The sequence below is a fragment of the Dyadobacter alkalitolerans DSM 23607 genome (assembly GCF_000428845.1).
GTDB classification, from domain to species: domain Bacteria; phylum Bacteroidota; class Bacteroidia; order Cytophagales; family Spirosomataceae; genus Dyadobacter; species Dyadobacter alkalitolerans.
This window is the reverse complement of sequence record NZ_AUAS01000004.1, coordinates 411280-427091: the sequence shown is the minus strand read 5'-3', so window position 1 is coordinate 427091 and position 15812 is coordinate 411280. Positions and strand designations below refer to the sequence as shown.

The 15812-nt window shown below is 47.1% G+C and carries 15 protein-coding genes; 11 read left to right on the top strand and 4 right to left on the bottom strand.

Annotated features, from left to right (window positions below; all coding sequences use genetic code 11):
• The first annotated feature begins 119 nt into the window (after window positions 1-119).
• Window positions 120-623, top strand: coding sequence for a GtrA family protein (locus G395_RS0110390; protein ID WP_026629989.1), 504 nt, complete (start codon window positions 120-122; stop codon window positions 621-623).
• A gap of 5 nt (window positions 624-628) precedes the next feature.
• Here the strand turns inward: G395_RS0110390 and G395_RS0110385 are convergent, their stop codons facing one another.
• The 4 genes from G395_RS0110385 to G395_RS0110370 all read right to left on the bottom strand — a co-directional run bounded on the left by G395_RS0110385 (window position 629) and on the right by G395_RS0110370 (window position 4196).
• Window positions 629-1813 (bottom strand): acetyl-CoA C-acyltransferase, encoded by a 1185-nt coding sequence (locus G395_RS0110385; RefSeq protein WP_026629988.1) that lies wholly within the window; start codon window positions 1811-1813, stop codon window positions 629-631.
• Window positions 1814-1920: 107 nt separating this feature from the next.
• Window positions 1921-2172 carry a DUF6814 family protein gene (locus G395_RS0110380; RefSeq protein WP_026629987.1) on the bottom strand — a complete coding sequence of 84 codons (252 nt, stop codon included), beginning with the start codon at window positions 2170-2172 and terminating at the stop codon, window positions 1921-1923.
• 37 nt (window positions 2173-2209) lie between these two features.
• Window positions 2210-3745 (bottom strand): MFS transporter, encoded by a 1536-nt coding sequence (locus G395_RS0110375; protein ID WP_026629986.1) that lies wholly within the window; start codon window positions 3743-3745, stop codon window positions 2210-2212.
• A 148-nt stretch (window positions 3746-3893) separates the two neighbouring features.
• Window positions 3894-4196, bottom strand: a complete 303-nt coding sequence (locus G395_RS0110370) for a hypothetical protein (protein ID WP_026629985.1) — start codon at window positions 4194-4196, stop codon at window positions 3894-3896.
• A 189-nt stretch (window positions 4197-4385) separates the two neighbouring features.
• On the opposite strand from G395_RS0110370, the gene G395_RS0110365 reads away from it, so the two are divergent.
• The 10 genes from G395_RS0110365 to G395_RS0110320 all read left to right on the top strand — a co-directional run bounded on the left by G395_RS0110365 (window position 4386) and on the right by G395_RS0110320 (window position 15639).
• Window positions 4386-5135 carry a carbohydrate-binding family 9-like protein gene (locus G395_RS0110365; RefSeq protein WP_026629984.1) on the top strand — a complete coding sequence of 250 codons (750 nt, stop codon included), beginning with the start codon at window positions 4386-4388 and terminating at the stop codon, window positions 5133-5135.
• A gap of 49 nt (window positions 5136-5184) precedes the next feature.
• Window positions 5185-6285, top strand: coding sequence for a lactonase family protein (locus tag G395_RS0110360; RefSeq protein ID WP_157486643.1), 1101 nt, complete (start codon window positions 5185-5187; stop codon window positions 6283-6285).
• A 189-nt stretch (window positions 6286-6474) separates the two neighbouring features.
• A complete protein-coding gene (locus G395_RS0110355; RefSeq protein WP_026629982.1) occupies window positions 6475-7695 on the top strand; it encodes an aminotransferase class V-fold PLP-dependent enzyme in 1221 nt (406 codons plus the stop codon).
• A 45-nt stretch (window positions 7696-7740) separates the two neighbouring features.
• Entirely contained in the window at window positions 7741-8991 is a 1251-nt protein-coding gene (locus G395_RS0110350) for an amidohydrolase/deacetylase family metallohydrolase (RefSeq protein ID WP_026629981.1), read from the top strand.
• A gap of 37 nt (window positions 8992-9028) precedes the next feature.
• Window positions 9029-10771, top strand: coding sequence for a PQQ-dependent sugar dehydrogenase (locus G395_RS0110345; RefSeq protein WP_026629980.1), 1743 nt, complete (start codon window positions 9029-9031; stop codon window positions 10769-10771).
• Window positions 10772-10896: 125 nt separating this feature from the next.
• A complete protein-coding gene (locus tag G395_RS0110340; protein ID WP_026629979.1) occupies window positions 10897-11325 on the top strand; it encodes a c-type cytochrome in 429 nt (142 codons plus the stop codon).
• A gap of 19 nt (window positions 11326-11344) precedes the next feature.
• Complete coding sequence (locus tag G395_RS0110335) at window positions 11345-12841, top strand: PQQ-dependent sugar dehydrogenase (RefSeq protein WP_026629978.1); 1497 nt, start codon at window positions 11345-11347, stop codon at window positions 12839-12841.
• 30 nt (window positions 12842-12871) lie between these two features.
• A complete protein-coding gene (locus G395_RS0110330; protein ID WP_026629977.1) occupies window positions 12872-13339 on the top strand; it encodes a RidA family protein in 468 nt (155 codons plus the stop codon).
• Window positions 13340-13730: 391 nt separating this feature from the next.
• Window positions 13731-14342 (top strand): RNA polymerase sigma factor, encoded by a 612-nt coding sequence (locus G395_RS0110325; RefSeq protein WP_026629976.1) that lies wholly within the window; start codon window positions 13731-13733, stop codon window positions 14340-14342.
• Window positions 14343-14535: 193 nt separating this feature from the next.
• Complete coding sequence (locus G395_RS0110320; protein WP_026629975.1) at window positions 14536-15639, top strand: FecR family protein; 1104 nt, start codon at window positions 14536-14538, stop codon at window positions 15637-15639.
• Window positions 15640-15812: the final 173 nt, after the last annotated feature.

Genomic DNA, 15812 nt, shown 5'->3' with positions numbered 1-15812 from the left:
CAATGACATTGCCTTCCATTTCCAGTTGCTCAAATTACGATTCTGCTTTTGTTTCAGGATCATTTTCTTTCTAATATTGGGCCACAATTGTTCCCGGCAGTCCATTAACCAACTCTCAAGTGGCCCAAGTAAAGCAGGATAAAATTCTCAATGCCAAAGATTTAATAGCGTATTTTCTTGTTGCGGGCACCGGGGCAGTTATACAACTTGTTTCAAGCAGTTTAATCCAGGATTGGTTCGATGTGACATGGAGTGAGTCCATCACATTGTCTTATTTAGTCGGATTTGTTGTCGGTTTTATCCTTACCAAATTATTTGCATTTGACGCACGCCGCAGCAACCAGACGCGCCGGGAAATGGTGAAGTTCTTAATCGTTGCTTTAATATCACTGGGCGTCACGAAGATTTTCACATTAGGATCATTCAAGCTGGCGACCGAAGTTTTGGGCATGGACATTTACATTGTGAAGCTTCCATTTGGTAAAAAGCAAGTTAACATCACCGAAATGGGCTCATATGTGTCGGGAATGGGTTTTAGCTTTGTGAGTAATTATATTTTGCACAAAACCTTTACCTTCAAAAGCACAGGATTTTACAACCGCCTCAAAGTCCTTATCCGCTAATTTTCCTACAATCTTTCAACTATAATTGCCGACGCGCCGCCGCCGCCGTTGCAGATCGCTGCCAGGCCATATCGTCCATTCTTTTGCTCCAAAACGGAAAGTAATGTCGTGATGATCCGCGATCCCGAGGAACCCAGCGGATGGCCGAGTGAAACGGCGCCTCCAAAGACATTGACCTTCTCCAGATCAAGTTCCAGCATTTTAATGTAAGCCAGCGCCACCACGGCAAACGCCTCATTCACTTCAAAATAATCAATCTGGGAAAGTGACATTCCGGCCTTTTTCAAAACTTTTTGAGTGGCCAGAACGGGCGTTGTCGTAAACCAGGCCGGTTCCTGTTCCGCGTCGGCATAGGCGACGATCCTGGCTCGGGGTGTAATGTTGTTATTTTTAACAAATTCTCCTCCTGCAATAACCAATGCCGAAGCGCCATCATTAATGGTGGAAGCATTTGCCGCAGTCACTGTTCCGTCTTTGGAAAAAGCAGGTTTAAGAAAAGGGATTTTTTCAAACTTTACTTTTTTAAATTCCTCATCCTCAGAAACAATCGCAGGCTCTCCACCCTTTGGCGAAGGCACTTCCACAGCTGCTATTTCATATTTAAAAAAGCCGCTTGCCGTCGACTCTGCACTTTTTGTATAGGACCGGATGGCAAAAGCATCCTGCTCCTCTCTTGAAATCTCATATTTTTCAGCCGTCCGGTCACCGCAAACGCCCATTCCGATCTGGTCGTAAACGTCCACCAAACCATCTTTCAGCAATCCATCAATGATCTCGCCGTTGCCATACCCGTAACCATTCCGGGCTTTGGGCAGATAATAGGGCACTTGCGACATGCTCTCCATCCCACCTGCCACCACCAGATCCGCGTCGCCCAGCCGGATAGATTGTGCCCCGAAAACCACGGCCTTCATGCCCGAAGCACACACCTTATTAACCGTCGTGCAGATCACGCCGGAAGGCAAACCGGCATATAGCGCCGCCTGACGTGCAGGCGCCTGACCCAGATTGGCCGAAATCACATTGCCCATGATCACTTCCTGAACCTGCTCCGAAGAGACACCCGCTTTTTCAACAGCGCCCTGAATGGCCGTTGCACCCAGCTTTGTAGCCTGAACAGCAGACAAACTTCCGCCGAAACTGCCTATCGGCGTTCGGGCTGCGGACAAAATAAAAACTTCCTCTTTCATGGTTATTGGCTTGTATGATGAGATCGTCAAAAATAAAAACTATCCCGACAAATTCATGTTAACAAGCACCAAATCCACAAAAGAAGAAGTTTGTGCAATCTTCCCTCCTATAAATCCGCCGAACTTCTGGGCAATTTCTCGTACTCGCCTTTCCAGCCATAATAGCCGAAAATTACCAGTCCCGCGCAAATGGGGATGAAGATCAGGATGATGATTGACCATTGCAATGTTGTGTTTGTCCGTGCGATTCCTTCCGCTGCCAACCCTATTTTTTCAATAGCCTGCATGAAGAGGAAAATAATGATAATGGGTCCCAGCAGCATCCATACCACGCCCAGATATTTCTTTAAAGCATTCATATTAACCTATTTTAAAATATTTTTTACAAATCAAAACTCAATCCGCAACGTTCTCATCTCCCTTATTATTAATGTAAACCGCCCCGATGACAAAGGAAAGTGCCGCAATGCCGATCGGATACCAAAGTCCGGATAATGGCGTAGAGCCGCTGAACGATGCAACCAATGTGGCGATAAACGGCACCAGTCCTCCGAAAACCCCATTTCCAATATGGTAAGGAAGCGACATGGAAGTGTAGCGGATCTTGGTAGGAAACAATTCAACCAAAAATGCCGCAATAGGCCCGTAAACCATTGTTACCAGCAAAACCTGGAAGAAAACCAGCGCGATAATGATCATGTAGGAGGAACCCGAAAGCGTCACGTCTTTGATCACCGTTTGCGGTTCGGGCAATGGTGCCAGCACCTCGTCGGGAATGATCACGACTTTTGCTTCCTTAAACGTCATTCCGTTGTTGAGTGTCTTGAATACGGTGGTTGTGATCAGCGAATCCTTGGTATCGTTCAGTAAAGTCCTTTCGACAACCGGATCAGAAGCGCTTTTCAACTCTGTCTTCTGGAATTCCTTTACATTGGTTGCGTCAATAAAATATTGGTAGATAGGACGATAGCAGATCACACCCAGCAGCATTCCGGTAAGCATGATCCATTTCCTCCCTACTTTATCGCTCCACGAACCAAACACAACAAAGAACGGGGTCGCAAATAAAATGGCCCAAAGCAGCACATAACGCGATTCATTAAAATCCAGCTTGCAAGTATTTTCCAAAAATGATTGGGCATAAAACTGGCCGGTATACCAGATCACCCCCTGCCCCATTGTGGCCCCGAATAATGCCAGCAACACCATTTTGAAATTCGCTTTCTTCTGAAAACTCTCTTTTAGAGGATTGGCAGAAACCTTACCCTCCGCTTTCAGTTTGGTGAAAACAGGGGATTCATGCATTTTCATGCGGATATAGATCGAAACGCCCACCAGCAATATCGACACCAGGAATGGAATCCGCCAGCCCCAGTCCGCAAATGCTTCGGCGCCTAATATGTTCTTGGTGAGCACGATAACACCCAAAGAGAGAAACAAGCCCAATGTTGCCGTGGTCTGGATCCAGCTCGTAAAAAATCCTCTTCTGCCAACCGGCGCGTGCTCAGCTACATAAGTGGCCGCGCCGCCATACTCACCTCCCAGCGCAAGGCCCTGCACCAGTCTCAGGATCAAAACCAGAATCGGAGCTGCATACCCAATGCTTGAATATGAGGGAATCAATCCAATCAGAAAAGTGGAACCGCCCATGAGAACGAGGGTCAGCAGAAATGTATATTTTCGGCCAATGAGATCGCCTAACCGGCCAAAAACCAATGCACCGAATGGCCGTACAATGAAGCCGGCGGCGAAGATGGCCAATGTGTTGATTAAGGCCGATGCGCCTGCGTCGCTGGGAAAAAGTTGCTGCCCGATGATAACGGCCAGGCTGCCAAAAATGTAGAAATCATACCATTCAATTAATGTACCAAGAGAAGAAGCAGCGATTACCTGGGTAATGCTTTGGGAAACATTTTTGTCTGTGGACTGCATGGGTTTAGGTAAAGGTGAGGATAAGATATTCTTCCTGAATTAGCTGGAAAAGCCTTGGGACGGATATCATTACTCATTATTTAAATAAAAAAGCCCCTGGGTAAATCCAGAGGCTATATTTATTTAAATCAATTTATTGGACAGATCGTTATAAAACGTCGTCGTCCTCATCGTCATCTTCACGGTCGATAATCTCGTCCCCGTCAATGATTACAGGCTCTTCGTCATCGAGCAGGCTGTCATCATCGTCGTCCAGGACATCTTGTGGCAGAACATCATCTGCATCGTCGTCGCCATCCAGATCGTCGTCATCATTACCGCCCACCAAGTCCGGATCATCGGCTACTGCGCGGGTTTTCTGCGTATTTGTTGGAAAGTCCGGAACTACCGGTGCTTCCAGAATGGGTTTGCTGGTATCTGCTATTGCGGGTTCTCCTCGTTCGCGTATCATAATGTTAAAAGTTAAATGGTTTTCAGTTGAATGATATGTGCCATTTGTTAAATAATCATTCCAAAGCGTGCCGCAGCCTGGAAAATCGGGCACTTACGGAAAATAATCATTTGGTAATATCTAAAAACCTGAGGAAATTGCCGGAACCTGCTTCCCGCAGCCCCTATTCCATTCCTAAACCATAAAATAATGTTGAAAAAAATCGTCCCCTTTTTTCTGTGGGCGGGCATTTTGACGGGCGCCATTGCTCCGCGCGCCGAGGCGCATGCCGCAATCCCGGATTCCTCCATGGTGATCAAGAAAACCACCGACTTTAAAATAGACGGGCAAGGCAGTGCTGCAAACTGGGCCACTGCAAAGGCTTTTGACATCACGGTCCAGAAAGGCCCGAACCAGCCCGCGCCGGGAAAACAATTTCCCACCAAAGTAAAAATCCTTTACTCCGAAAAAGGAATGTATTTCCTCTTCGACTGCACCGATAAAAAACTGACTGCGACCATTATGGAGGATTATGGTTTGCTGTTTAAAGAGGATGTTGTGGAAGTTTTTCTCTGGCCGGACACCTCAGTGCCCATTTATCTGGAATACGAGCTTTCACCATTGGATTACGAACTTCCCATCATTATTGCCAATATAAAAGGCCGGACAGAAGGATGGAAAGCCTGGCATTACACAGACCGCAACCGCGTACAACATGCCACCAGTGCACAAGGCGGCCAAAAGAAGAGCATGGCATCAGTCGAGGGCTGGAAAGCCGAATTCTTTATTCCATATGCATTGATAAGCCCCATGGTAACAGCCGCACCGAAGTCCGGAACCAAGTGGCGCGGCAACTTCTACCGCATTGATTATGATGAAGAAACTGCCTATTATTCGTGGCAGAAAACAGGCGGCAGCTTCCACGAATTTAACAAATTCGGCACCTTGATTTTTGAATAGCAAGTCGCTACCACACCTAACATTGATCCAAACATTTAATTCCTGAACCATGCGCAATACAATTTTAACATTCATTTGCCTATTATCCGCAGTCATGACATTTGCACAAAAATCCGGAAAAGAAATCCTTTACATTGGCACTTACACCCAAAAAGGTGAGGGCATTTATGTGTATGAATTTGATAGAAGCAACCTGTCTTTCAAAGAAATACAGGTAATGGTGAACAAAAACAGCCCCTCATTCCTGGAATTTCATCCTAACAAAAAATTCCTGTATACGGCTAATGAAGGTAACAGCACGGTTTCTTCATATGCCATTGACGCCGCCGGAAAACTGACAACAATGAATTCCAAACCGTCGCTTGGCAAAGGCCCCTGCCACGTCAGCGTAGATCCGAAAGGCCGGTTTTTGTATGTTTCCAATTACGGAAGCGGGCAACTAGGCGTTTACCTCATCAATAGTGACGGCACAATCGGCGCAGTGGCCGACAGCATTCAGGACAAAGGTGCAGCGTCCCAGAAGCCGCATATGCACTCGGTAATCCCCTCAGCAGATGGCAAATACATTTACGCCTCGGATCTTGGCATCGATAAGATCATGGTTTACAGCGTTGATCCTAAAACGGGTAAGCTCACGCCTGGAGCCGTTCCTTATGCAGAAGTAAAAGCCGGTGATGGTCCGCGTCACTTTGCTATTCATCCCAACGGCAATTTCGGTTACTCAGCCTGCGAGCTGGGTTCGGCTGTTAACTCCTTCAAAATTGTTAAGAATTCCGGCGCGCTTGTGCCTATGGAGCGGGTAACGATGCTTCCTGCGGATTTTACGGGAAAAAGTTTTGCCGCTGATATTCACTTCTCGCCGGACGGCAAATTTCTGTACGCTTCCAATCGGGGACATGAAAGCCTTGCTATTTACGCAGTAGATGCCAAAACCGGCAAGCTAACCATCTCCGGGCACGCCGAAACGCATGGAAAGCACCCGCGTAATTTCCTGGTGGATGCGAAGGGTGAGCTTGTATTGGTGACCAATCGCGACAATGATAATGTGGTATTCTTCAAAAGGAATACAGAAACAGGCCAGCTGACTTATACCAGCAAGGAGATCAGCATTCCTACGCCCGTTTGTGTAAAGCAGCTTTTTATCGATTAGGAATTGAGCCGGAATAAAAAGGGCGTCAATATTTACATTGACCAAAGTTTATTTTCTTATTTTCAATAATTAAAAAAAATAATCTTACAAAAAAGAGTATCAGCATGCATTTCCTGCATCATTGATATGTTGATGCTTTCAACGTAGATTTTTAACGCCCTTATCACTTTTCAAGTCCTTTCCAATATCATGATAAACCGTAGAGATTTAATCAAACACTTGTCCGCTGTGCCCCTTATCGGCGGATTTTTGGGAAACGGCAGTGCGGAAGCTGCAACTTTCGCCGCTAAGCTGCCTGCCAGAAACCTTGTAAAAGAGCTGGGGATCCGAACTTTTATCAACGCTGCGGGTACCTACACGGCTATGACCGGCTCGCTGATGCAGGACGAAGTTGTAGAAACGATACAGGGCGCTGCCCAGAATTTCATGATGCTGGACGAAGTTCAGACCAAGGTTGGTGAAAAAATTGCAGCATTAACGCATGCCGAATCTGCGGTGGTTACTGCCGGATGCTTTTCTGCCTTAACATTAGGACTTGCGGGTGTGCTTACCGGAATGGATCAGAAGCGGGTGGAAGCATTGCCGCATCTGGAAGGAACGGGCATGAAATCCGAAGTTATCATCCAGAAAGGCCATAACATAGGCTACTCCCACGCGCTGACCAACACAGGTTGCAAAATTATCCAGGTTGAGACGGTTGAAGAATTGGAAAAGGCCATTAATGAAAAAACTGCATTGCTTTGGTTCCTGCATATCCAGTCGGACAAAGGGCAGATCAAGCATGAGCAATGGGTGGAAATTGCAAAGAAAAATGGCATTGCTACGATGATAGACATGGCTGCGGATGTGCCGCCTGTTGAAAATCTTTGGCGGTTCAATGATATGGGCTTTGACCTGGTGTGCGTTTCGGGCGGAAAAGCCATGCGCGGACCGCAGAGTGCAGGCATATTGATGGGTAAAAAACATTTGATCGACGCTGCAAGACTGAGCATGCCGCCACGCGGTTCTACGATCGGGCGCGGTATGAAGGTGAATAAAGAGGAGATCCTGGGCATGTATGTGGCCTTGGAAAAGTTCGTAAAAATGGATCACAAGAAGGAGTGGAAAATGTGGGAAGACCGCGCGGCACTGATCAGCAATGCAGCAAAAAGCGTGGCTGGTGTCAATGTCGAGACATTTGCTCCGGAACTTGGCAACCATACGCCTACCCTCCGCATTTCCTGGGATGCTGCCAAAGTAAGCCTGCCTGTGAAATTGTTGCAGGAAAACATGCGGAACGGCAACCCTTCCATTGAGATCATGCCTGGCGAAAACAACACATTAACCATCACAACCTGGTGCCTGAAACCGGGGGAAGAAAAAATAGTTGCCACCCGCCTGAAAGAAGAATTGTCAAAGGCGGTTGTTTAAGATTTTGCATTACCAAGAATACCTATTCCTAAGCCCTATAAAAAAATGAAACACAGATCCCTGCTTATCCTTTTCCTGATATGCAGTGTAACTCTCGCAGTTAACGCGCAGACTTACAGCATATTGATCAAAGGCGGAACGGTCATCGACCCTAAAAATAACCTCAACCAGATCATGGATGTGGGAATATTTGAGGGAAAGATCAAGAAGGTTGCCAGGGACATTGACCCTAAGGAAGCCCGGCAGGTTGTGGATGCCAAAGGCATGTATGTCACGCCCGGACTCATTGATATTCACGGACATGTGTTTTTCGGAACGCAACCAGACCATTATTTAAGTAATGGTTTGGTTGCATTACCACCCGACGGCTTCACTTTCCGCGTTGGCGTCACGACCATTGTGGACGCAGGCGGCGCAGGTTGGGATTCGTTTTCTGAGTTTAAAAAGAATGTTATTTTCAATTCCAAAACGCGCGTTCTTTCCTTCCTGAACATTGTAGGCGAAGGCATGCGTGGTGGAAATTGGGAACAAGACACCAGCGACATGAACCCAGAGTTGGCTGCGGGCGTCGCGTTGAAAAATAAGAATGATGTGGTAGGCTTCAAAGTTGCACATTTTATGGGCAATGACTGGAAGCCGGTCGATAATGCTGTAAAGGCGGGCAAGCTGTCTAACATGCCTGTTATGATCGATTTTGGCGGAAGCACACCGCCGTTGCCATTGGAAGAATTGTTTTTGAAACACCTTCGCCCCGGAGACATTTTCACACACGCATATACTCTGCTGGAAGGCAATGTAAGAGAAACCATCGTGGATGAAAAAGCGCAGAAAGTGCGCCCGTTCGTTCTCGAAGCGCGCAAGCGCGGGATTATTTTTGACGTCGGCTACGGCGGCGCAAGCTTCAATTATTCACAGGCTATTCCTGCCATCAAACAAGGCTTTTTCCCGAACACCATCAGCACCGATTTGCATACGGGCAGCATGAACGGCTCCATGAAGGACATGCTGAGCATTATGTCCAAATTTTATGTGATGGGCATGGATCTGCCTTCGGTAATCAAGGCCAGCACCTGGGAACCTGCGCAGGTGATCAAACGCGAAAACCTGGGACACATTTCAGAGAACGCCATTGCAGATGTCGCCATATTTTCGATGCGCAAAGGCAATTTTGGTTTTTATGATAAAACCGGTTATAAAATGGAAGGAAAAGAAAAGCTGGAATGCGAGATGACCATCATGGGCGGCAAGATCGTCTACGACCTCAATGGCATTGCCAAGCCGATCTATCTGAAATAGCTGCTGACCCTGTTATTCCTAAACTCCTCTATAAATAATGCGCTATCATTCTCTCAAACTTTCAGCTTCGCTTCTGCTGCTTTTTGCATTGGGATTTACCCAAAAGAGTGACCGGCAGAACAGTGTGGTTAATGACAAAAACGGCGGCCTGTTCCTACCGGATGGCTTTGAAGCAACCGTGGTGGTGGACAGCCTGCCCGGCCGCGCACGCCACATTGCCGTGAATGACAATGGTGATATTTATGTAAAAGCGCGTTTTTCCGGCAAAGGGAAATCCGTGATTGCGTTGCGCGACACCAATGGCGACGGCCGTGCAGACATTATTAAACATTTTGGTGGACGTGACGGTGAAGGTGTTTACGGAACTGCCATGCGCATTTACAAAGGTTATCTTTATTTCAGTTCAGAACTGATCGTTTCGCGTTACAAACTGAACCCTGGCGAGCTTGTTCCGGCCGGCGAGGAAGAAATAATCCTGACTGACGACCACGCGCACGGCATGCACGAGCACATTGCGAAGCCCGTCACATTCGACGACAAAGGATTTATGTATGTGCCCTTTGGCGCCAATTCCAATGCTTGTCAGGATGATAACCGCATCCCCTCATCCAGCGGCCTCGATCCGTGCCCGATCCTCGAAGATCACGGCGGGATCTGGCGTTTTGACGCAAATAAGAAAGGACAGTTACAGAAAGACGGCGTGAAGTTCGCGACTGGCCTGCGGAGTGTGGTGGCGCTGGATTGGAATTTTGCTGATAATAATTTATATGCATTGCAACACGGACGGGACGATTTATTGCGCCTGTTCCCGCAGCTTTTTTCTCCCTGGCAAAGCGCTATGCTTCCTTCCGAGGAGTTTTTACGGATCAAAGAAGGCACGCATGCAGGCTGGCCTTATTGTTATTGGGATCAAATGCAGGGCAAAAAAGTCCTTAATCCTGAATATGGCGGTGATGGAAAAGAGGTGGGCCGCTGCGGCGAATATGAAAAACCGCTGATCGGTTTTCCTGGCCACTGGGCGCCGAATGACATTCTGTTTTATCAGGGAAATCATTTTCCGGAACGCTATAAAAACGGCTCATTTATCGCATTCCACGGCTCTACAAACCGCGCTCCTTACCCGCAATCGAGCTATTTTATTGGATTTGTTCCTTTTAAAAACGGCCAGCCATCGGGCGATTATGAGATTTTCGCAGACGGCTTTGCGGGTGTAGATCCGATTGTGAATGTGAGCGACGCGGTTTCTCGTCCGATGGGCCTGGCGATTGGTCCCGATGGTGCGCTTTACATTGCTGAAACAGAAAAAGGGAAGATCTGGAAAGTGACTTACAAAGGCGATAAAAAGAAATTTGCAAAAACGGCTTTGGTCAAAATGGAAAAAAGGAAATCCATGTCCAACATCCGCAGGCCGGAGGAGGTTGCCGACAACCTGGATAAGGATAAGCCCGTTGCCGGAGGAAAGGTTTACAGCGTTTACTGCTCAGCCTGTCATCAACGAAACGGCATGGGCGATATGCAGCGTTTTCCACCTTTGGGCGGGGCCGAATGGGTAACCGGAGACAAGGAACGCCTTATAAAAGTATTGCTGAAAGGGCTGGAAGGGCCGTTGGTAGTGAAAGGGCAATCCTATAACAATGTAATGCCCCAGCACAGCTTTTTGAAAGACGAAGAAATCGCAGAAGTTCTGACGCATATCCGCAGTAATTTTGGAAACACCGCCAGCGCCGTTTCTGCTGAAGAAGTTTCGAAAGTCAGGGCAGCCGTTGAAAAAACAAATTAGCAACAACGTTTTTCTCCTTCCAACCTCGTTTAAGTGGATATTACTCTCCGGCAATTGAGTGTTCCTTTAAGGGGTTGGAGGGAGAAAAATCAGACATTTACATATATCACGTTTCTTTACATTTAATGTTTAAAAATAAGATTTTAGCCGCAAATTTTATCGTTTTAGCCGGAATTATTCTGACTGGATTTTCTTCCGGGAATTTTAATCCGCACGCCAGCCAGGATCCCTGGAAAGCACCCGCCTGGGCCGATACACTGAAAAGTCCCTATAACGAGGAACCGCTGACATTGGCGCAGGGCGAAGAACTTTTCACACTTTACTGTGCAACCTGCCACGGCGATGCTGGTTATGGTGACGGCGCAGCGGGCGGCGCATTGGGACAGAAACCCGCTAATTTTCACGACACATTGGTAAAAGCCCAGAGCGACGGCGCCATCTTCTGGAAAATCTCCACCGGCAGGGGTAACATGCCGCCATTTAAAGATGTGTTCACCGACGAGCAGCGCTGGCAGCTCGTTGCATACATCCGGCATTTAGGCAAAACTGAATAAACTGAACCCATAGGATAAAATGCTGACTATTAGCCGCTATTTCAAACCCAAAGTCGCCGCATTGCTACTTGCCACCATTGCAGGACATGCATTTGCTCAGCTCAAAGAAACCGTCACAAGCACGCCGAAATCACTGCGCGACGACATTACCATTGAGCATTACATGAAAATTGAGCCGGAAGCGGTGCGGATCATTCAGCATCCGGTCACGGGGGAAATTTATTATACGACGTTCTTTGGCGATGTGTTAAAGATCGTCACAAACAACGGTCAGCCCGAAAGCAAGAAAATTCTAAGCGCAGAAGACCACGGCATTACGCGCTTGCAAGGTGCGGCATTCAAAGGGAATACATTGTTTTTGGCAGGGAACATTAATGTCAACAACAACAAGGGGAACAAAGGCCGCATGGTTCGTTATGAGCTGAAAGCTGGCGTGGATACTAACTCAACTGAAAAGCCTGCAATGACGGTTGTCTTCAATACAGTGGAATATGGTGCCAACAAAACAACATTTGACCACGGCTGGAACGCGTTGGAAATCAGTCCGGATGGCAAATACATTTTCGTTAATACCGGCGCCAGAACGGATCACGGCGAAGTGCAGGACAATGGCGGTGAATATCCAAACGCGCGCGATAATGCATTAACAGCCAACATCTTCCGCTTCCCGATCGATGCCAAAGATTTGCTGCTTTCCACCGATACACAAAAATTAAAAGCAGACGGCTATCTCTACGCAGAAGGCATCCGCAATGCATATGACATGGCTTTTGATCCGAAAGGAAATCTGTTCGCAGTCTCCAATTCAGGTGATTACGACCATTCCGAAGATATGTTTTGGGTGCGCCAGGGCCATCATTACGGTTTTCCGTGGGTAATGGGCGGCATCGATAATCCGCAGCAATTTCCAGATTATCAACCCAACCCGGACACCGATCCTTTCCTGAGCAAATTTGCTTTTGCCTGGCTGATGAAGTATTTTCACAATGACCCAAATTTCCCGAAACGCCCCGCTGGCGTGAAGTTCAGCCCAGGCGTGCAGAACATGGGACCGGACGCCAACGAGTACCGCGACCGCAAAACCGGTCAGGTCTACGACGGCGATTCCACGGGCGTGGGCGTAAGCACATTCAACGCACACTCCTCCCCGCTTGGGTTGTTTTTTGATACTAACAATATGTTGGGCAAAGACCTCACCGGCGACGGTTTTGTCATCCGCTACACGGGCGGACCAAGGAACGGGGTCGCTAATCCAAGTCCGCTAAGGAAGCAAGGACGGGATTTGTTACACCTCGAAATGGCCTTCGACAAAGCCACAGACAACTACAAAGTAAAAACCACCCGTATCATCGACGGTTTTACTTCGCCTACGGATGCGTTGCTTGTTGGCAATACGCTTTACATTATCGAATATGGTGGCAAGCAGGGCGGAAATAAATCGGGCGGAAGCATTTGGAAAGTGACGCTGCCTGCAAACGAGAAAATGGCTAAGAAAGGCAAGAAAAAAAGATCATAATACATTCGTTAATAACTTAATTATACTACCATGTCCGAAAGAAGATCAATCCTTAAAAAATTATTCGCCTCTGTTGCCGGAGTAGCCGGAATTGGCGTTGCTTCCAAAGCAATCGCAGAGACGCCTGCTGCGCCAGCGCCCGAAAAGGAAGTCGGTGATGTCGTTATGTATCAGGATGTTCCCTTGTTTTCAGGCCATACCAAATTCAACAATATGGTGTTCATCGCCGGCAAAGGCGCCCACTTTGAAGGCGACATCACCGCCCACACCAAGCACGTCCTGGACGAACTGGAAAAAGAATTAATCAAAGCTGGTTCGTCAATGGAGAAAGTACTAAAATGTAGCGTTTTCCTGCATGATCTGAATGATTATAAGGCCATGAACGAGGCTTATAAAGGCCGTTTCGGCTCAAAACCGCCTTGCCGTACGACTGTGGCAGTTTATGGTGGGGTTCCGGGGGATTCGTTGGTGGAGATTGATTGTATTGCTTATATCTAGCATTTGACATCCTGCACGTGACTTCGGCTCCGCTCAGTCTGACAAGCAGTGTGCTGCTGTTGCAACGGCAGAGAAGTCCATCATCATAGCATTTGTTTCCATTCGGCTTCGCTCGTTCAACAACGCCTTGTCACACCAACAGACAACGCCTTGTCACACTGAGCGGAGCCGAAGTGCTTCCCCAACGTCGCCATACAGACTTACCGCCATGTCACACTGAGCAACTGATTCGTCAGGTGCTTAAAGTGCATCCACAAACTATCAAAATCAAACTTATATTTTGATATAATACAATTAAGCCGAATCTAATTTTAAAATAAAAAATAAAGTCGGTGTTATATTTTAAAATTAAGCGATTAAGCAGTTTCTTTGTTGCCTGACCCAATAAGATTTGAACAAACGACAACGCATCGCTGAGGAGAATGTAATTCTTCTGAATCTCTGGCACCAATCCCAGGCCGGGGACAGTCTTGCATTTTGTCAGCTCGCCGATAAGCAATATCGCACGCTCTTCAACTACGCCAACAGCTTCACGTCGGACCGGGAATTTATCAAGGATTCCATTCAGGAATTGCTGATCCACATTTGGGAGAAGCGCGAGACCATCCACATTCAGTTTGTTTCTATTTATTTTCTGAAAGCACTGCGCAACCAACTGCTGCAAGAATTCCGGAGAAATAACCCGGCCAATTCGCTGCTGGACATTGAAGAAGTCGGGCAAATTTCGGATTTTCAGACGGTGGAAACGGAAATTGAGCAAAGTGAAATTTATTCCGAGAATCAGATCAAGGTCCGTTCGGCCATAAACGAACTTCCCCGCCGCCAAAAAGAAGCCGTTTTCCTCAAATATTTCGAAGGCATGGATAACGAGCAGATCGCAGACCTCATGCAAGTCAACCGCCAATCCGTCGCCAACCTCCTCTTCAAAGCTATCTCATTCTTGAAAACCCATATGCAGGTTTTTAGTCATATGCTGGTTCTAATCTGCACATTCAGCTACTAACTGTTACACAAACTCCCTTTGCTACCAATGTTATATCCCTCTGGGATTGAATTAGTGTTTGGATTTAAGCAGTGCTGGCAATGATAGCGACTGATTCAAACCTCTCCCTTCAAAAAATAATTTCTAAAAAAAGAGTATTGGCCGGAGGAAAGTGCATCCTTAGATAAATTAGCCATACAATTATTTGCCAGATATGCACAATTACCGCAATTTTCTTCCGGAGGAACTCGCAGCCGATGCATCGTTCAGACGCTGGACGTTGTTTAATGATCCCGAAGAAGACACTTTCTGGGCTGAATGGCTTGAACTTAATCCGGACAAAAAAGAACTTGTCGCAAAAGCAAAATACTTCCTGATTAACACCAAATCGGCATTTGATCAGATTTCCGAAGATGAAATTGCTAATGAGATTTACCGGCTTTCACATTCGATTGGCGAAAATAAGGCGAAGAAATCGGGCATAAGAAAGCTTTTCAGGCCCAATTGGTATAATATGGCAGCTTCCGTCTTGCTGCTGATGTTTGCGGGATGGTGGTTTAACAAGCAAACGCCTTCACAACAGCAGTCAGACCAGTATAAGGTGATCCTGAGCCAGATTAAGGAGCCTTTGATGAAGGCTGAGAATACGACGGACAAGGCGCAGCTGATCGTACTGGCGGATGGAAGCTCGGTGCTTTTGCAACCTAATAGCCGCATTACCTACCCGTCCAGGTTCGAAGGAAATAAGAGAGAGGTGTTTTTGAGCGGGGAAGCGTTTTTTGAAGTTGCCAAGAATCCGGACAAACCCTTCTATGTATACGCACACACACTGGCGACGAAAGTGTTAGGCACCAGTTTCAAAGTGAGCGCATTTGAAGGCGATAAGGAAGTGAAGGTTGTAGTAAAAACAGGAAAAGTTTCCGTGTTCCCGATGACCAAAGAAGCCATCGCAACGCAGCAGGCGGACGATAAGCTGGGGGGGATGGTGTTAACACCAAATCAACAGATTGTGTTCGCCCCCAAAGAGTTACGCCTCACACGCAGCCTGATTCCGGACCCGAAACTGCTTGAATTACCGATTCAGAGCCAGTCATTTGAATTCAAAGGCACGCCCATTACCGATGTTTTTGAGACGCTGGAAAAATCTTATGGCGTGAAGATCATTCACGACGCCGATGTAATGAAGGATTGCTATCTGACCGCATCCCTTTCCGACGAACCGCTTTTTGAAAAAATAAACCTGATCTGCAAAACGATAGGCGCCCAATATGAACAGCTGGATGCCAGCATTATCATTACCAGCAAAGGTTGTTACTAACGTTCCTCACCAATCCCCTAAAATTCTGACAATGCCTATGACGAGATCTGTTACCAGTCCCCTAAAAAAGGAGCCGATGATGCTGCAACACCACCGGCTCCGTTAATCCCCTGTTTGTTTCTTCTTACGGTTATCGCCTCGCAGCGGCCGTGGGAATCAATTAATGCCAAATT